This is a genomic window from Stenotrophomonas sp. WED208, from assembly GCF_040984485.1.
Taxonomy (GTDB): domain Bacteria; phylum Pseudomonadota; class Gammaproteobacteria; order Xanthomonadales; family Xanthomonadaceae; genus Stenotrophomonas; species Stenotrophomonas riyadhensis.
Map to the genome: position 1 here is coordinate 2,506,010 of NZ_JAZARB010000001.1, position 18,492 is coordinate 2,524,501.

Here is an 18,492-nt window from a genome sequence, read left to right on the forward strand (position 1 = left end):
GATGATGGATCGTTGCAGGAAGGGTGGAAGCCGCGCGTCAACGCTTGTCGAACCACACGGTCTGCGCGTTGACGAACTCGCGGATACCGAAGTGCGAGAGCTCGCGGCCGAAACCGCTTTTCTTCACGCCACCGATCGGCACGCGCGGGTCCGAGGCGGAGAAACCGTTGACGAACACGCCGCCGGTCTGCAGCCGGCGCGCCAGCTGCATGGCCCGTGCACGATCGCCGGTCCACAGGTTGCCGCTGAGGCCGAATTCGCTCTGGTTGGCCAGTTCCACCGCATGATCGGCGTCGCGGGCGCGGCTGATCGAGGCCACCGGCCCGAAGGTCTCGGTATCGAAGGCCTGCATGCCCGGCTCCACGCCGGCCAGTACGGTGGGGGCATAGAACGCGCCCGGACGATCCAGCTGGTGACCACCGACCAGCAGCTGCGCACCCGCATCCACCGACGCCCGCACCTGCGCATCCAGCTGCTCCAGCAGGTCCTGGCGCGCCATCGGGCCGATGCGGTTCGCCGGGTCGCGGCCGTCGCCGATGGTCAGCGCCTGCACCTTCTGGCAGAACTGCGCCACGAACCGGTCGTAGACCGCGTCTTCGACGATGATGCGCTTGCCGGCAATGCAGACCTGCCCGGTGTTCTGGAAGCGCGAGGCCACGGCGGCATCGACCGCAGCGTCCAGATCGGCATCGGCCAGCACGATGAACGGATCCGACCCGCCCAGTTCCAGCACCACCTTCTTCAGCGCCTGCCCGGCCTGGGCGGCGATGCTGCGGCCGGCGGCCACGCTGCCGGTCAGGGTGACCGCAGCAATGCGATCATCTGCGATCGCGCGGCTGGTGCCGTCGCGGCTGATGTTGGCGGCAATGAAGGTGCCTTCCGGCAGCCCTGCGTCGCGCCAGGCGGCATCAAGCAGCTGCGCGGTACCGACGATGTTCTCGGCCGGCTTCAGCAGGAAGCCGTTGCCGCCCATCAGGATCGGTACCGCCGCGCGCATCACCTGCCAGTAGGGGAAGTTCCACGGCATGATGCCCAGCACCACGCCCAGCGGCAGGTAGGACACGTAAGCCTTGTCATCGGGCACCTGGGTCGGTTCGTCGCGCAGGAACTGCGCGCCATTGTCGGCGTACCAGTCGCACAGCACGGCACACTTCTCGATCTCGGCCAGCGATTCGGCCTGCACCTTGCCCATCTCGGCGGTGGCCAGCGCGGCCAGCTTTTCACGGTCACGGCGCAGTACCGCCGCCATCGCACGCAATACGTCTGCGCGCTGTTCGAGGCTCCTGGCGCTCCAGGCGGCGAAGCCGGCCTGGCCGCGATCGAGGATCGCTTCCAGCTCGGCGTCGGTGGCGAAGGGGTGGCTGGCGATCTGCTGGCCGGTGGCCGGATCGCGGGAAACAGCAGTGGTGGGGGCAGCGGACATGCAGGGCTCCTGTTGTCTCGACAACGGGCGGTGGCCCGTCTCCTGCAGAGGAATGTGGACCCGATGGACGGGCACAACAAGGCGTCTGCTTATCCTGTGACCTGCACTTACCTGCCTGAATGGGGTGGATTCTCCTGGCAGGGCTGCGCCCTGCACCCGCCGAAGCAACGGCAACAACCGTAGCAACAGCACAAGCTGGTTTCCTATGGGATGGCGGGGTGGGGCCGGTTGCGGGGGGCGCTGCAAGTACGTCCATGTAAGCTCGGTCGCCGCATCCATGCGGCTCACGCCCCCGCAACCGGCCCCACCCCGCCTTCGACGGTTTCCTGCTATCTGTCGGAAATACTCTTGGGGTCAGATCCGTTTTCCGTAGGAAAACGGATCTGACCCCGGAACTTCTTTCGATATCTGACAGATGTGTCGACCAAGGTCGACACCTACCAACAGCCGCGCGAAATCTGTCAGAGGCGGGGCGGTGTGGGTTGGCAGGATGCCGGCTGTTGCTGTTGCAGTCGCTTCGGCCTCTGCAGGTGCAGGGCTGCAAGCCCTGCCGAACAACCCTCTACCTACGCGGCAGATAGGTCACCAGGGACAGATCGTGCCGGCTCTCGGGCACCAGCGCCACGTACTGCAGGTCCAGCAACCCGCGCGTGGGATGGTTCAGCTTCTTCGCACCTTCGTCGAACCGGCGCACGTCGTGCTCCGGCCACCACTGGCGGAACTCCTCGCTGTGCGCGGCGATGTCCTCGACCAGCGCCAGGAATGGTGCCTTGTCCGGCGCCTGCGCCATCGCCGCGCGGAAGCCGGCCAGCAGCCCGCGGGTCATTTCTTCCCAGTTGAGGATCAGCGTGCGGTACGGCGGGTACAGGAACATCAGCCGCAGCGTGTTGCGCTCATGTGGCGCCAGCTGGCTGTAGTCCACGAACAGGTCGGCGATGGCCGGGTTCCAGGCCAGGATGTCGTAGCGGGTATTGCGCACATACGCTGGGATCGGCTGCATCGCCTCCACCAGCTGGCGCAGGCCATCGGTGACTGTCTCGTCCGGAGACTCCAGCGGCACGCCGTAGCCGGACAGCGCGAACGCATAGGCGCGTTCGTCGTCGCTCATGCGCAGCACCTGCGCCAGGCGCTCCAGCACCTCGGGCGAGGCGCGCACTTCGCGGCCCTGCTCGATCCAAGTGTACCAGCTGACGCTGACGCCGATCGCCAGCGCAACTTCCTCGCGCTTCAGGCCCGGGGTACGCCGGCGCCCGGCCGGGAGGCCGAGCGTGGCGGGGTCGACACGGGCGCGGCAGGCCTTGAGGAAGCCGCCGAGTTCCTTGCGTTCACTTTCGCTGCGCATCAGCGCCCTCCGTTGCGGAAGGCGATGATATCCGCGCAGGCGCGTCGATCAGGCATCGACGCGCTTGGAGCCCACGGCCAGGCCGGCCTTCAGGCTGGCCTCGACGAACTCGTCCAGGTCGCCGTCGAGCACCTTCTGCGTATCCGAGCGCTCGATGCCGGTACGCAGGTCCTTGATACGGCTCTGGTCCAGCACGTAGTTGCGGATCTGGCTGCCCCAGCCGATGTCGGACTTGGTGGCTTCCACCGCATCCTTTTCGGCGTTGCGCTTCTGGATCTCCAGCTCGTACAGCTTGGCGGCCAGCATCTTCATCGCGTTGTCGCGGTTCTGGTGCTGGCTGCGGCCGGTCTGGCAGGCCACGACGATGTTGGTCGGGATGTGGGTGATACGCACCGCCGACTCGGTCTTGTTGACGTGCTGGCCACCGGCACCGGATGAACGGTACACGTCGGTACGCAGGTCGGCCGGGTTGATGGTGATGTCGATGTTGTCATCGATCTCCGGCGACACGAACACCGAGGTGAAGCTGGTGTGGCGGCGGTTGTCCGAGTCGAACGGCGACTTGCGCACCAGGCGGTGCACGCCGGTCTCGGTCTTCAGCCAGCCATAGGCGTAGTCGCCTTCCACGCGCAGCGTGGCCGACTTGATGCCCGCGACGTCACCGCCGGAGACTTCCATCAGCTCGGTCTTCCAGCCGCGCGATTCGCACCAGCGCAGGTACATGCGCAGCAGGATCTCGGCCCAGTCCTGGGCTTCGGTGCCACCGGCACCGGCCTGGATGTCGACGAACGCGGCAGCATTGTCCATCTCGCCGGAGAACATGCGCTGGAACTCCAGCTTCTCGACGTGCGACTGGTGCTTGTCCAGGTCGGCGACCACGGCCAGCGCGGTGTCCTCGTCCTGTTCGGACTCGGCCAGTTCCAGCAGCTCGGTGGCATCGGCCAGGCCGTCCAGCACCGAGGCGATGCCGCCCACGGTCTTTTCCAGGCTGGAACGTTCGCGGCCCAGGTTCTGGGCGTATTCGGCGTTGTTCCAGACGTCGGGGCTTTCCAGCTCCCGCGTTACTTCTTCAAGACGCTCTTTCTTGGCGTCGTAGTCAAAGATACCCCCGAAGCGACAGCACGCGATCGGTCAGATCGGTGATGCGCTGGCGGACAGGATTCAGTTCGATCATGTCGGCGGTTATGCATTCAAAAGATGACTGCCAATGATACCGCAGGCGTCCGCCCGGCGGCGAGGCAGGCCAGGGCTGGGCCCCGGGTGGACACGCGGCCATCCGATCCCGGTAGACTTCCCCACCGCCGCGGGAACAGGGGCCACGCGGTCATTCCCAACCCAAGGAGCACCATTTCAATGACGATCATGCGTTCCACCCTGTGCCTGGCCGCCTGCCTGCTGGCCGCCAATGCCTCAGCCATCGACCTGAAGGGCCTGACCAGCACCGGCATGAAGGCCGGCAAGGCGCTGACCCTGTCCGACGCTGAGGTCTCGGCCGCGGCCGATCAGGCCTGCGCCTACATGGACAAGGACAACCAGGTGGTGGCCGGCAACGATCCGTATGCCCAGCGCCTGGCCAAGATCACCCAGGGCCTGGCCAACGAGGACGGCCTGAACCTGAACTTCAAGGTGTACCGCACCGCCGACGTCAACGCCTGGGCGATGGCTAACGGTTGCGTCCGCGTCTATACCGGCCTGATGGACATGGCCAGCGACGACGAAGTGCGTGGCGTGATCGGCCACGAAATCGGCCACGTGAAGCTGGGCCACAGCAAGACCAAGATGCGCACCGCCCTGCTCGCCTCGGCTGGCCGCGAGGGCCTGGCCGCTTCGGGCAACGGCAACCTGACCCAGCTCAGCCAGGGCCAGCTCGGCGAACTGGCCGAAGGCTTCGTCAACGCCCAGTTCTCGCAGAAGGAAGAGAGCGCGGCGGACGAGTACGGCTACCAGTTCATGAAGCGCCACAGCTATGACCCGGCGGCCCTGGCCAGCATGTTCCGCAAATTGTCCAGTGAAGGCGGCCTGATGTCCTCGCACCCGGGCTCGGAAGCCCGCGCTGCGCGCATCGACGCGATGATCAAGAAGGACAAGAAGTAATGCCCATGCGGGCGGGCCGACCGGTCCGCCCGCTCAGGTTCCTGCCAGCGCCTGGCGCAGCAACGGCAGCTGTCGTCGACTGCACGGCACTTTGACGCCATCGACCATGTGAAGCAGGGCTTCACCGCCATCAAGTGGTTCGATCGAACGCAACTGATCGCGGTTGATCAGCCAGCTGCGGTGCGGCCGCAGAAACTGCACCGGATCCAACCGCTGCTCCAGGACCGCCATGGTGATCCGCAGTGGGTAGTCATGGCCGCGTACGCGCAGGTTCACGTAGTTCCCCGCCGCCTGGGCGTACTCCACATCTTCGGTGGCCACCAGGAACTCCTTGCCCAGCTTGCGCACCAGGAAGTGCTGGGGGCGCTCGACCGGTTCCACCGGCGGACCGCCATCGGGCTCGGCCAGCAGATGCGCCTCGCCCTGACGGCGCCGGCCGAACCAGCTGGCGAAGTGCTCCAGTGCCACGAACATCGCGAACGTGCGCACATCCTTCAGGTATTCGTAGGCAAAGCGCTCCAGCCAACCGGCATCATCGTGATAGCGGTAGCCCAGCGCCGCGTAGGCCAGATGCCGCAGCAGCATCATCCCGACCACGTGCAGCAGCGACCAGCCCACGCTGGCCAGCACATACAAAGGCAAGCGCCGCTTCCAGGTGTCGGCGTGCAGCGGCCAGCGCTCGCAGCCCCACCACAGCACGAGCAGGGTCAGCAGGATCAGGCTGATGCTGCTGAACTCCCAGATCATCGGCTCCCACAGACCGAGATCGCTGCCGCGCCGCGTGGCATCCATCACTTCAACCAGCGCGTTGGTGACCGCCGAGGCCGACAGGATCGCCGCCCAGACCAGCAGACGGGTGGAGGTGCGCCAGCGCGGTGGACGGCCCTGGGCCATTGCTGCATCCATGGTGTTGTGGTGCTCCAGCGTGCCTCAAGGGAGCCAGCGTAGCCGCTCCATTGGTCCCATCACCCCCGCCATTGGTCACTGCGCGGCCGCCGGCAGGCCCCTGGCGATGGCCCAGACCAGCGGCGAGGGCCAGATTGGCTCGACCTCCCGGCCTGGCCTGACCATGACCCGACGCCACGACATCGACGCCCTGCGCGTGTTCGCCTTCGCACTGCTGATCCTCTACCACACCGGCATGGCCTACGTGGACGACTGGGGTTTCCACCTCAAGAGCGTGCACACCGCCGAATGGCTGCAGTGGCCGATGCTGTTCGTGAACCGCTGGCGGATGTCGCTGCTGTTCCTGATCTCCGGTATCGCCATCGCCCTGATGCGCCCGGAAGGAAAGCTGCTGCGCTTCGCCGGCCAGCGCACCTGGCGACTGGTGCTGCCACTGCTGTTCGGCATGTTCGTGGTCGTGCCGATCCAGCCCTATTGCGAGGGCGTTGCCAACGGCCACGTGGCGCCAGGCTTCGGCCACTTCCTGCTGCGCTACTGGCAGGTGCGGCCATGGCCGGAAGGCAGCTTCTCCGGCTGGCAGTACGGCATCACCTGGAACCATCTGTGGTACTTGGCCTACCTGTGGAACTACACGTTGGCGCTGGCGCTGTTGATGCCCGCGCTGGGGACGTCCCTGGTGCGCCGGACCATGGCGCGGGTGGCCGCATCACCGTGGCTGCTGATCGGCATCCCGTTCGCCCTGCTGCTGGCGTGGGTGGTGTGGCTGGAGCCGATCTATCCCTCCACCAATGCCCTGATGGGTGACTGGTACCAGCATGCGAAGTACGCCACGGTGTTCCTGGCCGGCTACCTGCTGGGTCGCGAGCCAGTGTTCTGGGAACGGGTTGTCGGCCTGCGCCGCACCACGCTGTGGCTGGCCCTTGCGGCCATCGGCTGGTACATGGGCCTGCGCATCCTTGGCCAGGTGCTGCCGGACGATTCACCGCTGCGGCACTGGCCCGAACCGTTCTGGGACCTGCAGGTCAGGACCAGCCAGTCGCTGTATGTGTGGACAGCGCTGCTGGCCATCCTCGGCTGGGGCAAGGTGTTCCTCGACCGCCCGTTCCGTTGGCTGCCGTACTGCACCGAGGCGATCTATCCCTGGTACATGCTGCACCAGAGCCTGATCATCGCGCTGTTGTTCTGGCTCAAGCCACTGCAACTGGGGCCGTGGCTTGAGCCGGCCCTGCTGCTGGGCGGTACCGTCGGTGGCTGCCTGCTGATCCACGAACTGCTGATCCGCCGCGCGCGTTGGCTGCGGCCGCTTTTCGGGCTGCGCGCCGATGTATGGCCGAGCCAACGCTCGGCTGCGTCTGCCATGAGCCGAGCTTAGGCTCGGCTCTACCGGTCCACCAACCGAAAATCCGCTATCGTCGGCGGCCACGCGCACGGCATCGCCGATCAGGCGCGCCGCGCGGATGTAGAGCTGAGCCTGCGCTCGGCTGCATCTGCCATGAGCCGAGCGTTGGCTCAGCTCTGCCGGTCCACCAACCAATAAACAATTAGGACAACGGATGTTCCAGACGCAGTGGCACCTGTGGTTGCAGCACACCTTCGACGCCGGCTGGTTCCTGTGGGTGATGCAGTTCATCAGTCTGCTCGGTTACGAAATGGCCTATACGGCGCTGATCCTGGTGTGCGCGTTCGGTGCACGCCTGCGCGCCGGCCTCTGCGTGATGCTGGCGGTGCTGCTGATGGCCTGCGCCACGCATGCAATCAAACAGGGCGCCGCCCTGCCCCGTCCGACCGATGTGGACGCAGCAGTGCTGGACAAGGGCGAGCCGTCCCACCCGTTCGTGGTGGACGGCGGAGGTCACACCTTCTGGGCACTGCCGGACGCACAAGCCACCGCAATGCTGCGGGCGCAGCCCGATGCCGACTATGGCTTCAATAGCGGCCATGTCGGCGTCGCCACCGCTGCCTGCCTCGGCCTGCTGCTGGCCTTCGGCATCCGCCGCCGCTGGCTGCGCTGGGCGCTGGCGTTGGGCTGGCCGCTGCTGATGGCGCTGTCACGGATGTACCTGGGCCGGCATTTCCTGGCCGACGTACTGGCCGGGTGGCTGATTGGCGTCGGCGTGGCGTTGTTGGCGTGGCAGCTGATGCCGGGGATGCGATCAAGCAGGCGCTGGCAGCTGCCGCTTCTGTTTGGATTGAGTCTAGTGCTGGCGTGGGCGGCAGCAACCACGCGCTTCGTTCCCATCGGTGAAGCCGGGCGACTGCTGGCACTGAGCCTGCTGGTGGCGTGGCTGCAATGGCGCGGCTGGCCGGTGGATCCGCAGGGCATCGCGCAGCGGGTGCTGCGCGTGCTGGGTGTTGTGGTGATCTATCTGCTGGCGCGGCCGTTGATCGATCTGCTGGCCGCGACCATTCCGCTGCCTGATGTAACGGCGACCGAAGTGCTGTGGCAGGCCATTGGCACGCTGTTGATCCTCGGTGGCGGCGTGGCGCTGGCGCGGTGGATTCCGCGCCAACGCCCCTCGATGCCGGGCAGCACCCGGTAGATCCACGCCATGCGTGGATAGGCCGGTTCCGAAACCAAGCAACAGCCACGCATGGCGCGGTGCTACCGCACCTCGAACTCACCCACCAGCACAGTCTCGGCGCGATCCTTCAGCCGCATCGTGACCATCTGGTCCTTCTGCTTCGGCGTGCCCCAGTGGGTGGTCAGGCGCAGCATCAGCGTCGTCGCCCCGGTCACCAGCTGCTGGCGGCTGCCGAAGTAGTTCGCTTCCACCTTGTACTTGCCCGGCTTGGCGTTGCGCAGCGAGAACTGCTCGGGGCCATAGCCACCCGTGAAGTCCTGCGACATCTGCCCGCCCTGGTAGGTCAGGCGATTGCCGTAGTACGCACGCTCGCCGTTCGGGTCGGTCACCCACAGGTCCATGTCGCTGTTGTCGGCATCCCAGGACAGCACCACGCGCAGGTCCAGCGGCATCGCCTGCAGCAGGCGCGGGTCGATGTTGCGGGTATCCAGCCGTGGCGTGCTGCGCGCGACCAGGTTGGTGAGCTCATCCAAGGCGATCAGCGCGATGCCATCGAAGCGGTTGTCCCAGGGCCGCACCACCACCTGGTACAGCGGCGCCAGCGCCTGCTGCGGCTTTCCGGCGGCGGCCAGCGCCAGGCCGAGGTCACGGAAACTCTGCGGTTCTTCCTGGCCCATCGCCAGCACCTGCTCGAACACCGGCACCGCCAGCGCGGGCGCATCGGCCTGCATCAGCCGGTAGCCGAGCACGCGCAGCAGGTGGCGGTTGTCCAGCTCCATCTCGGCCAGGTTCGACAAGACGCGCAATGCCAATTCGCGCTGGCCCTGCTCCAGCAGCAGGTCGGCCACATCGAGGAAGAACGCGCTGCTGTCGGCATGCGCATCGCGCTCGGCCAGGTAGCGGTCATACAGTTGCGACGCTGGGCCCTGGCGCAGGCGGCGGGCAATCGCCGAATCCGGTTGCCATGCGGCCAGCTGGATGCCGAGCTGGCCCTCGTTGGCGGGCCCCGCTTGATCGATGGCCGAACCGGTGACCACCACCGTGTCGAGCGCCTGGTTCGCCGCGGACACGGAGCGACGCGCGCGCGCGCTGCTGGCCTCCCTGCGCTGCTCGGTTGCCGCTGCCATCGGCGCAGGCGGGGCCGCCGGAGCGGGGGCCGCCAGCATCGCCACCGGCGCCGATTCCATCGCGTAGTCTGCGGACGCTACCTCCAGTGCCCTGCCCTTCAGCTGCGGCGGTGCGCCCTTTGGCCAGGTCCGGCTCCACCATTGCTGGCGCTCCTTCCAGCGTGCGGCCACCTCGTCCAGACGCTGGCGATCGGCCGCGGCGCGGTCGCTCACCTGTCGCGCGTAGCGGGCGTCGTACTCGGCACGCAGTTTCCCGGACGGACGGATCGCATAGCGCAGGTAGTCCTCCAGCGTTTCCAGCACGATCAGCGAGGTATCCGGCCCGACCAGGCCGAACTGCTGCGACAGGCGCTGCATCGCCTCGCGGTTGCCGCGACGATCGGCCGCCAGCTGCTGCAGGCGTGCCTGCGCCCACAGCCCGGCCAGCAGTTCGCCATCGCTGCTCTTCTGGGTCGGCGGCAGCGCCTGCCACTCACCGCCACCGACGCGCACCCGCATGGGCACACCGTCTGCGGCCAAACGGGCATGCAGCCACAGCCAGCCTTCGGCCTCGCTGCGACGATCAATCACCACGTCCTGCACGCCACGCCCCGCATCGACCTGCACGTCCAGCGGCGAGGAGAACAGTTCGCGCGCGGCGGCATCGACATCCGCCTCCAGTGCAACAAAGCGGCCACCATGCGACTCACTCCATCCGCGCAGCCGGACCGCATCGGTGCGGGCGCCGGCGCTGCTGATTGCGAACAAGCGCTGGTCCGGCGCCAGCGCCGGCAGTGCTTCTGGTCCATACGTCAGCAGGCCGTCACTGACCAGCAGGTATTCCTTCACCGTCGGCTGCGGCTGCCACTGCGCCAGCGCACTGGCGCCGTCCGGGCGCACCGCCTGCAGCGCCGCCCGCAGCTCACTCCAGTTGCCGCCGCGGATGCGGAATCGGCGGACCGGCTCGGCGCGATCGCGCAGCACGGTCAGCGCGACCGTGCCATTGCCCATCCGGGCAAAATAGCGGTCCAGCAGCGCGAACTCACGCGCGCGGTCGCGCAGGCCGGATGACCCCGAACCGTCCCACAGCAGGCCGACCTCGCTCGGCAGCGTGCGGGGAGCGCTACTGATCGGCACCGGCAGCTGCGCCAGCAGATAGTGGCCGTCCTGCCACGGCGCCACCTGCACCTGCTGCTTGCGTTCGGCCGGCAGGGTCCATTGCAGCTGTGCCGGCAGCTGCGCGCCGCGACCCTGCCATTGCAGCTGACCCGCCGTGATCTGGAACGGTGCGGTACCTGCGGCCATCGCACCCGGCGCCTGCACCTTCACTGCAACAGAGGCAGCACCAGCGGCGAACTGCAGCGGCAGCGTCCAGCGCCAGCCCTGGCCCGAGAAGGCCAGCGGCTCGCGCAGCACCAGCTGCACGCGGCGGCTGCCGCCGGCGGGCAGCGGGTAGATGCGCAGGCGGAACTGATTGCCGGCGGTCTGCTCCAGCAGGCCGGGGTCGACGCCACGGCGGGCGATCTCCTCGAAGACCTGGCGGCCGCGATCCTTGGGTACCGGCACCGCCTCGCGCAACTCACCGCCGATATCCAGCGCAAACCCAGTGATCTGCTGGCCCTCGGCCAACGGGAACTGCAACTCTCCCTCCAGCACGCGCCGGTTCGGATTGTGGAATTCCAGGGTGATGCGGGTCTGCGCGATGCCGGCCTGGATGTCGCCTTCGATGCGGGCCCGGCGCAGCGCGATGGGCTGCTCGGCGCCGGCAACCTGCAGTAGCGGCACAGACCGGACGGGCCGGACGGCTTTGGTGGACTGCGCCTGGGCAACCCCAGCGACAGCGCAGAGCAGCAGGGCCAGTACGGATGGAATCACGCGGTGGACGAGGGGCATGGGACTGCTCCAGCGGGAGGTTGGACGGTTCAACGCGTGGCTGGGGCAAATGGGGTTGGATGGGGAAATGCCGTCGAAACAGGCCCTCACCCAAGACTCTCTACAATCCAATGGGAAGAGAGCCGAGCATGAGCGGAAACCCGCCTAACCCGAGACAACACCCAAACGCCTCAACTCTGCGATCCCACCTACCCAGTCTTCGCGTCGCTTCCTTGGTGCGGCCAAAGGCACCACAAGCAACGCCTCCTCAGCAATCGACTCACCGAAGATGCCTAGTCTTGTGTGCGTCTCAGGGAACGCACCCGCGAACTGAGTTCCCAGCATATCGACCCCGGAGAAGTCCTGCTTCCGGACTATCACCTGAGTCTCCGGATCTCTCCGGATCAAAGCGAGAGGAACACCTTTGCAGGCAAAGTCGACAAACCTCGCCCGACTGATGTCCAGAGCCCAGTCTACGCTTGAATAGAACGCCGCGCGCCGTTCCGCAAATTCCGCGAGAACTCCGGCATCTGTGCAGAACGCGGAGGGCTCGATATTGACTCTGATCTTCCCAATCTTCCCGACGAGGCACACCCTCTTATAGAAGCAGGACCAGAGCAGGAGAATTGGATTCACATCCAACCCTTCGACCTGGACATCCTCGAACACTGTCGGCCCGATCTCAGAGTTGATCACCTTACAGTTCGACACTACTACATCGCGAACGGAACTCATCCTTGAAGGGCGCTTGGACAACGACATTCCGCAGTTGTCAAAACTACTGTTTGCTATCCGTACCGCCTCGAAGACGCTACCACCTTGATCGAACACCATCTTGAATTCTTGATCATCAATGTTTCGCATATTCCAGTCCACCACAGAGACCAATGAAGACACCACACATGATGTGAATGAATACACGCTCATAGCGGCGCTTCAACATCAGCACCGAATTGCGCAACGCGAGAGGTAGTCGACGGGGCCGCCACTTCACCCATGGCGTAAGACCACAGCGCTACAGCGACACCGCTGTGAACGGGGCAAGGCGAGGAACTGGAGAGCAAGAACTTCTTTACCCTGAGTGACGAACGAGGTCCATCAGGAAATCAAAGAATGATGGAGAAGAGAACTCGAACTCCCCGGTATTGTAGTCGTACCGAAGAATTGGATACTCCCCATCCTTCAATCCTTCACATGTATCGAAGTAGAAGGCTTCATCCGAGTCCGGAACGAAAATCGGAATCAGGCCTACGGGAGGAAACCCGTTCTCCTCGACCAAGCGAGCGTTGTAGACCAGATCGTCATCAGCCACGTCACGGTTCTCCGCATCGGCGAGACCGAACACGGGATCTGGACCTACAAACAGGTTGCCAAACTCACCAAGCCAAGCCTTGTAGGAAACGGGCAGAGCCAACCCAAGCTCCCTCTCTGCATCCTCCGTAAGCTCCGGAGAGACAGCGCGACCAGGAAACACCCTTACCCGCGCTGATCCAGCGATCATTTCATCAAGTAGCTCAAAACAGGAACTCCAATCAGGACACACCAGGCCTCCCGGACCAATCAAGCGAAACAGAGATTCACGGCGCCAGCAACGCCCGAGAAATCAATCCTACCGGCACTGCGCGGCAGCTTTGCACTTTCGAAACCGCGCGTCAGCCAACCTCCAATTGCCGATGCAGCACAATCATCATCGACGGACGTTGCCTCGTCCTTTCCAACGCAGACAGCAAGCAGAACACTCTTTTTCTTGGCATAGAATCTAACCGACGATGAAATCCCTTCCGGGCAATACTCTGTCAAACTGCCACTGATCCACAGTTCAACATCGATCGTCTCCAGACCATCAATAGACAGCTCTGCGAAAGCAGACTTCAATCTAGCGCGTGCCTGGACGATCCCAGGTTGATACTTCATCCCCACCTCTGGCCCGCCCAACCTTCCGCTCAACGTCACTTCCATCTGCACTCCACAGCCCCAATCGCGACAGGGTGCGATCAACAATCCTATTAAATTTAGTCACAACCTGAAGTTTCTCTCAATTCGTCAACCACACCTGTGAAGAACATTAGAATGGACTGGTGAAGAGTGAGCTTACGCTTCATGGTTGCTCCGTCATCGGTCCCAATGAACAGCTCAGCACCACTCATCATCAAGGAAGTGACGCGAGCTTGATATCGCGGACTAGGAATGACGACATGAATACCCTCATCTTTACGGACAATACGCAGCGATCTAGGCGCATCCCCCTCAAACACGCGAGTGATGTAACACGTCTTTATCAGACCGCCCTCACAGGCCACATCAATTTTGTCATCGGTCTCGCCTGGTGCTAGACCCGAATCCTTCAGCGCATGCACAAGCTCAAAGATGAGACGGTCGAAGTCACACCCCGCGGACACCACGTACTCGACGGGCTCGCCCTTATCGGTCGACGTCAATCTCAGAGCGCCGACCGACTGATCAACCTCAATGTCTGCAGCAGGAGCCAGAATGCGGTCTCCCATTGGATTCTGATCGACAAAGAAGCTTGAACTGGCGCCCATGTAGTAGAGCGCGGGCTCAGCCCCAAGGCGCACCTCTGCCCATCGGGGATCGTATGAGAAGACAGACGAACAGGGAGAAATCAGCTTCTGCATGCGCCCTCCAACAAGGCCCATGCTCGATCTGATTTCTGCTTGTTTGTCCCTGCCCCTCGATAGATCGATCCGATCTCCCTGCTCATTCTCTCAAATTCCGTAGACTGTATTTCAATATTTCCCTTGAACACGTTTCCAACCGTTTTTGGTATGACTACACTTGAAGCGTTTCCATCGATCAGCAGATCAAAGATGTTCGATCTGCAGCCTGTACAAACGCCGACAGGAATTTCGCCACTCTTGAAGTGGCCCACCACGTCGCTGATTACCACCTTTTTCCCGTCAAATCCCGGACCCTCATCAATGAACCAATTGAGCCCATTGATCTCAGCGTGGCCAGCCGAGCTACTTGTTGCGGTCCTGGAAACATTGCCCACGCTAATGGTCGCAGAAGCGCCATTCATCGGTTCCCCCCATAGACCAAGGGGGTCGCTTTCAGAGAAAGGATTTGAAACGTATGCCTGCAGATTTATCGAAGCGACCAACCCAAGTGGATCCAAAGAGATGAACGCTCCAATTGTCGGATCGTAGTACCTGTTTCGGTTGTAACTCAGCCCGGTCTCTGCGTCAAAGTATTGGCCTTGCAAACGAATGTTGTTTTCTACCGCTGTGAAATGAAGCTGCTGAAGGCTTCCCCAGGGAGAGATAGTGGCATGCCAGTGCGTCTGCCCATGTCGATCCATAATTCGGATGGGGCAGTCGTTAACATCGTTGATGATGTGCAGAATTCGAGGGCGCGGCGCAGCGAGTACATCGCGCGAATCCATACATGAGTCGATCGGTGCAGCCTTCGTGGTATCAACCTGTTCGACAACCTTATCAGGAATGCGAATTGCTTCATCGTTGAACGTAGACCCCTTCTGCGCAACACGATGAGGGGGTGCCTCCGCGCTTCCAAGTCGCGTGCCTCCAAGCATGCCCAGCCCCAAGCGCACCGGTGATTCAGCGGCTATGGGTTTCTTGGCCCCATCAGTCAGATTGGTGATAGTAGCTTCTGACGGCCGTGCACCAGCTCCGGAAACGGGGTTGGCAATCATTCCAGTTGGCAACATCACGTCCATCCTCTTCGCCTCACCCGTCGCCGCAACTGCGCCGAGTTTGATCGCAATAGCCGGATCCAACAGGGCAAGGGGCACATATGTACCTGGATGATAGACATACTCCCGAACCGCCTCATACAGTCGCTCAAGCCGGCGTTGCCGACGCTTCACCTCCACCAGGCTCGCCACATTGCGCACCCACACCGGCACCGCGTCTTCTGCTTCGTTGGCCTGCCGCACCTCACCCAGCAGCGCATTGCCATCCCAGAAGAACCACGTGGTCTGCGTCGGGTTGCGCTTGAACACCCGCCGTCCCAACGGGTCATAGCCGTAGTACGTTGACTGCCCGTTGCGACGGCTCTCGGCCAGCCGATGATTGGCATCCCAGATCAGCGTCAGGTCATCCGGCGCATCCCCTTGCGGCGCACCCTTGCGCACCAGATCGCCCGCCCGGTCGAACACGTAGTGCACGCCCTGATAGGTGCCTTCGCGCGTCCAGGTGGTCAGGTCGTCATCGTCGCCGCCCATCACCTTGCGCGCCTGCACCTGCTTCACCTCGGTGCGCAGCCGGTCGCCGGCCGGGTCGTTGAAGTAGCGCTCGACCCTTCCCTTCGGGTCGATGTGCTGCAGCAGGCGCCCGATAGCGTCGTAGCGGTACTCGTCCACGCCTTGTGCGCTGTCGCTGCGGCGAGTCAGGTTGCCACTCCGGTCATAGTCGTAGCGGGTCTCGAACAGCGGCGCAGCGTCCTTCAGTACCGATTGCGAGGTCAGCAGGTTGCGGCTGTCGTAGGTGAACTCGCGCTGCAAGTGCGGGCTCAGCTGCTCGCGTGTCGTGCGACCCAACGCGTCGCGCTCAATGGAGATCGGCGGCTCGTCATTGATCGCCACCGAGACCGTCTGGTCCCGCAGGTCGTAGCCAAACGCAACCCGGTTACCCGCCGAGGTCTCACGCAGGACCTCATTTCCCACTTCATCGTAGCCATAGCCCACGCGGAAGCCATCCTGCAGTTCCTCCAGCAATTGCCCCAGCGGGTCGTACCGGCGCTTCACCGTACGCGCCGCATTGCGCAGCTCGACAATCTGTCCCTGCACGTCGTAGACGAAGTGTTCCTGTACCTGCTGACCAGGATGGCGCACATCGGGCAGCGTCTTGCGGGTGATGCGCCCGAGCTTGTCGGTGGTGAAGGCGATGCGCTGGCCCAGCGGATCCAGGGTGGCCGTCAATCGTCCGGCCCCGTCATAGGTGTAGCGCCGCGACTGGCCCCAGTAATCCACCTCCTCGACGATGCGGCCCAGCGCATCGCGCACCAGCTGATAGGTTTCGCCGCGCTGGTTGATGACCGCAACCAGCTGCTCTTCGGTGTCGTAGCGGTATTCCACGCTGTGCCCGTCAGCCTGAACGCGCTTGCCGATCTGTCCGATGCCCACGTACTGCAGCCGCGTCTGCGCGCCCACTTCATCGGTGTAGCGGACCAGCTGATCTTCGGCATCGTACTCGCAGCGCACGCCGCTGCCGTCCGGGCCAATCGTGCCGAGCAGGCGACCCTTGGCGTCGTACTCGTAGCGACTGGCCTGCCCCAACGGATCCACCTGGCGCAGCAGGTTGCCCAGCGGATCGTGCTCGAAGCGGCTCTCATGGCCAAGCGCATCAATGACGGCAACCACCAGCCCATGACGGTCATAGCGCAGGCGTGTGACCGCCTGGCGCGCATTGGTCTGTGACTCCAACTGGCCTTGAGGGTCGTACTCGAAGCGGGTGGTTGCACCCAATGGATCGATCTGGCTGACCAGCAGGCCCTGGCCGTCATATGCCTGTTGCCAGTCGACGCCATCCGGCGTCCGCAACGACACCATGCGGTCGTCCAGGTCGTACTCCATCTGGATCGCCGTGCCATCGGCGCGGGTCAGGCAGATCAGGTTGCCATGCGCATCATAGGCAAACGCCGTTCGCAGTCCTTCCGGATCGGTCACCGCCACGGTCCGCCCGAAATCGTCGTACTCGAACAGCGTCACGCCATCGAGCGGATCGATCTCGCACAGCGGCATCTGGTTCTCGTCAAACTTGACCACGCTCAGGTGGCCCAGCGAGTCGGTTACCCGGGTCTCGCGCAGCAGCGCGTCGTACTCGAAGTGATAATCGTACAGGCCACCGTCGCCCCACGAATGCACCACCCTGCCCTGCGCGTCGAACGCGTAATGGAAGGACAGCCCAACGCGGTCGGTGTGCCGCACCATGCGGTGCTGCTCGTAGGCGAAGGTGCGCGGCGCGCCCAGCGCATCGACGGCCGCCAACAGATCACCCTCGCCACTGTAGCGGTAGCTCACCAGCGGATGCACCAGGCCGGTGGCCGGGTCATGCAGCGCCATGCGGTCGATGCGGCCGTGGCGCGCCTCCACCTCGATGAAACGGCCCTGCAGGTCACCGATGCCACTCTCGACGATGCGCACCAGATGGCCGTCGCGACGCTCGAACCGCCAGTGGTTGCCGTGCGCGTCCTCGATGCGCTCGATCGGCCAGGACTGTGGATTCGGCAGCGCGCTCACGCCTGCCGGCAGTTCGCCGCCGAACACATACTTCAGGCCACTCTTGAAGCGCACCTGCCACTGCCCGCGCCGACGCAGCAGGCGCGCGCCATCGACGAAATCGAGGATCGCTCCGGCGTCGCCATCGACCGGCGGCAGCTCAGGAAAGAAGGCGACCTGGTCCGGCCCGGACAGCCACACGCTGCCGTCGTCCAGCAGCTCCAGGCGGATGTCGGCCGGCGTCTGCCAGCCAGCACCGCATTGGCCGGGCTCGCCCGCCCTGCGCGAGCCATAACTGCGCTGCCATGCGAAAGACAGCCGCCCCGGAATGTCGAAGTCCTGGTGGCTGACTACCACGCTGCCATCGCGGATATCCACCGGCTCGGCACGCAGCACCTTGCACTTCAGGAAGCCGGAGGGCAGATGGCCCCACTTGCCGCGCCGCCAGTTGGCAAACGCATCCATCTTCTTGCGGAAGAACGCACTCTTGCGCAGCTTGCCCAGTCCGGCGAATGCGGCGCGGAACGCCAGCGCGGTCCATGACACCGTCGGCGGTCCTCCCACCTTGACGCTGGTGGGAATGGCCACGTTCAGGCCGGTCGGCAGTGACATCGCACGCAGCGGCTTCTTCGGCTTCTTCACCCGGAACGGGTTGATCATCCCGGCCAGGTTGCAGTCCAGCACCGGCATCGCCAGCCGCGAGAACGGCTCGCCATCGGCCGACACCGTGCGACTGCCCATGAAGATTTCTTCGCCGTCGAACTGCGGCCCCATCGGCGCGGCCAGCGGCGGGCCCCACACGCCCAGTGGAATGTGGATGTCCAGGCCGCCGGTACCGGCAGTACCGCGATGCACACCGTTGACCTTGATGGTCGAGCCGATGAACGGAATGTAGTCGAACGGATCCAGCACCAGGCCGATATGCGGCGTCGGCAGCGGGCACGGCGGCACCGCGTACATGTGGATGTCGATGCCCAGCTGCGGATCGAAATGCTTGGCGGCGATGCTCACGGCAACACTCCCTGTTG

Annotated in this window: 13 protein-coding genes; 3 read left to right on the forward strand and 10 right to left on the reverse strand. The window is 64.2% G+C overall.

Annotation, left to right across the window (positions count from 1 at the left end):
- Positions 1–37: 37 nt before the first annotated feature.
- The 3 genes from VPH47_RS11190 to prfB all read right to left on the reverse strand — a co-directional run bounded on the left by VPH47_RS11190 (position 38) and on the right by prfB (position 3,939).
- Positions 38–1,423 (reverse strand): NAD-dependent succinate-semialdehyde dehydrogenase, encoded by a 1,386-nt coding sequence (locus VPH47_RS11190; protein ID WP_153854883.1) that lies wholly within the window; start codon positions 1,421–1,423, stop codon positions 38–40.
- 562 nt (positions 1,424–1,985) lie between these two features.
- Positions 1,986–2,768, reverse strand: a complete 783-nt coding sequence (locus VPH47_RS11195; protein WP_153854884.1) for a helix-turn-helix transcriptional regulator — start codon at positions 2,766–2,768, stop codon at positions 1,986–1,988.
- 45 nt (positions 2,769–2,813) lie between these two features.
- A protein-coding gene (prfB, locus tag VPH47_RS11200) for a peptide chain release factor 2 (RefSeq protein ID WP_097048047.1) occupies positions 2,814–3,939 on the reverse strand; the annotation gives its coding sequence in 2 pieces (ribosomal slippage) (positions 2,814–3,863 and positions 3,865–3,939; 1,125 coding nt in all).
- Between the two features lie 179 nt (positions 3,940–4,118).
- On the opposite strand from prfB, the gene VPH47_RS11205 reads away from it, so the two are divergent.
- Positions 4,119–4,859 carry a M48 family metallopeptidase gene (locus VPH47_RS11205; protein ID WP_110712181.1) on the forward strand — a complete coding sequence of 247 codons (741 nt, stop codon included), beginning with the start codon at positions 4,119–4,121 and terminating at the stop codon, positions 4,857–4,859.
- A 33-nt stretch (positions 4,860–4,892) separates the two neighbouring features.
- Here the strand turns inward: VPH47_RS11205 and VPH47_RS11210 are convergent, their stop codons facing one another.
- On the reverse strand, positions 4,893–5,753 hold the full coding sequence (locus tag VPH47_RS11210; RefSeq protein ID WP_368850804.1) for a LytTR family DNA-binding domain-containing protein: 861 nt from the start codon (positions 5,751–5,753) through the stop codon (positions 4,893–4,895).
- Between the two features lie 175 nt (positions 5,754–5,928).
- Between VPH47_RS11210 and VPH47_RS11215 the strand changes: the two genes are divergently transcribed.
- Both VPH47_RS11215 and VPH47_RS11220 read left to right on the forward strand, forming a co-directional pair.
- Positions 5,929–7,137, forward strand: a complete 1,209-nt coding sequence (locus VPH47_RS11215; RefSeq protein WP_368850805.1) for an acyltransferase family protein — start codon at positions 5,929–5,931, stop codon at positions 7,135–7,137.
- A 181-nt stretch (positions 7,138–7,318) separates the two neighbouring features.
- Complete coding sequence (locus tag VPH47_RS11220) at positions 7,319–8,305, forward strand: phosphatase PAP2 family protein (RefSeq protein ID WP_248860465.1); 987 nt, start codon at positions 7,319–7,321, stop codon at positions 8,303–8,305.
- Between the two features lie 62 nt (positions 8,306–8,367).
- Here VPH47_RS11220 and VPH47_RS11225 read toward each other — a convergent pair whose 3' ends face one another.
- The 6 genes from VPH47_RS11225 to VPH47_RS11250 all read right to left on the reverse strand — a co-directional run bounded on the left by VPH47_RS11225 (position 8,368) and on the right by VPH47_RS11250 (position 18,475).
- The gene (locus VPH47_RS11225; protein WP_368850806.1) at positions 8,368–11,286 is read right to left on the reverse strand and encodes a VIT domain-containing protein; all 2,919 of its coding nucleotides are present in this window, start codon (positions 11,284–11,286) and stop codon (positions 8,368–8,370) included.
- 144 nt (positions 11,287–11,430) lie between these two features.
- Positions 11,431–12,192, reverse strand: a complete 762-nt coding sequence (locus VPH47_RS11230) for a hypothetical protein (RefSeq protein WP_368850807.1) — start codon at positions 12,190–12,192, stop codon at positions 11,431–11,433.
- Positions 12,193–12,337: 145 nt separating this feature from the next.
- Complete coding sequence (locus tag VPH47_RS11235) at positions 12,338–12,808, reverse strand: SMI1/KNR4 family protein (RefSeq protein ID WP_368850808.1); 471 nt, start codon at positions 12,806–12,808, stop codon at positions 12,338–12,340.
- A gap of 17 nt (positions 12,809–12,825) precedes the next feature.
- Positions 12,826–13,224 (reverse strand): Imm12 family immunity protein, encoded by a 399-nt coding sequence (locus VPH47_RS11240; protein ID WP_153854890.1) that lies wholly within the window; start codon positions 13,222–13,224, stop codon positions 12,826–12,828.
- A gap of 53 nt (positions 13,225–13,277) precedes the next feature.
- Positions 13,278–13,901: a hypothetical protein gene (locus tag VPH47_RS11245; protein ID WP_164162520.1), complete on the reverse strand. Its 624-nt coding sequence runs from the start codon at positions 13,899–13,901 to the stop codon at positions 13,278–13,280.
- Positions 13,889–18,475: an RHS repeat-associated core domain-containing protein gene (locus VPH47_RS11250; protein WP_368850809.1), complete on the reverse strand. Its 4,587-nt coding sequence runs from the start codon at positions 18,473–18,475 to the stop codon at positions 13,889–13,891. Before VPH47_RS11250 ends, VPH47_RS11245 begins: the two co-directional genes overlap by 13 nt.
- Positions 18,476–18,492: the final 17 nt, after the last annotated feature.

Bases quoted from the DNA above. Each gene is read 5' to 3' on its own strand.
- VPH47_RS11190 (WP_153854883.1), bottom strand. From the start codon at position 1,423: ATGTCCGCTGCCCCCACCACTGCTGTTTCCCGCGATCCGGCCACCGGC.
- VPH47_RS11205 (WP_110712181.1), top strand. From the start codon at position 4,119: ATGACGATCATGCGTTCCACCCTGTGCCTGGCCGCCTGCCTGCTGGCC.
- VPH47_RS11210 (WP_368850804.1), bottom strand. From the start codon at position 5,753: ATGGCCCAGGGCCGTCCACCGCGCTGGCGCACCTCCACCCGTCTGCTG.
- VPH47_RS11215 (WP_368850805.1), top strand. From the start codon at position 5,929: ATGACCCGACGCCACGACATCGACGCCCTGCGCGTGTTCGCCTTCGCA.
- VPH47_RS11220 (WP_248860465.1), top strand. From the start codon at position 7,319: ATGTTCCAGACGCAGTGGCACCTGTGGTTGCAGCACACCTTCGACGCC.
- VPH47_RS11225 (WP_368850806.1), bottom strand. From the start codon at position 11,286: ATGCCCCTCGTCCACCGCGTGATTCCATCCGTACTGGCCCTGCTGCTC.
- VPH47_RS11230 (WP_368850807.1), bottom strand. From the start codon at position 12,192: ATGAGCGTGTATTCATTCACATCATGTGTGGTGTCTTCATTGGTCTCT.
- VPH47_RS11240 (WP_153854890.1), bottom strand. From the start codon at position 13,224: ATGGAAGTGACGTTGAGCGGAAGGTTGGGCGGGCCAGAGGTGGGGATG.
- VPH47_RS11245 (WP_164162520.1), bottom strand. From the start codon at position 13,901: ATGCAGAAGCTGATTTCTCCCTGTTCGTCTGTCTTCTCATACGATCCC.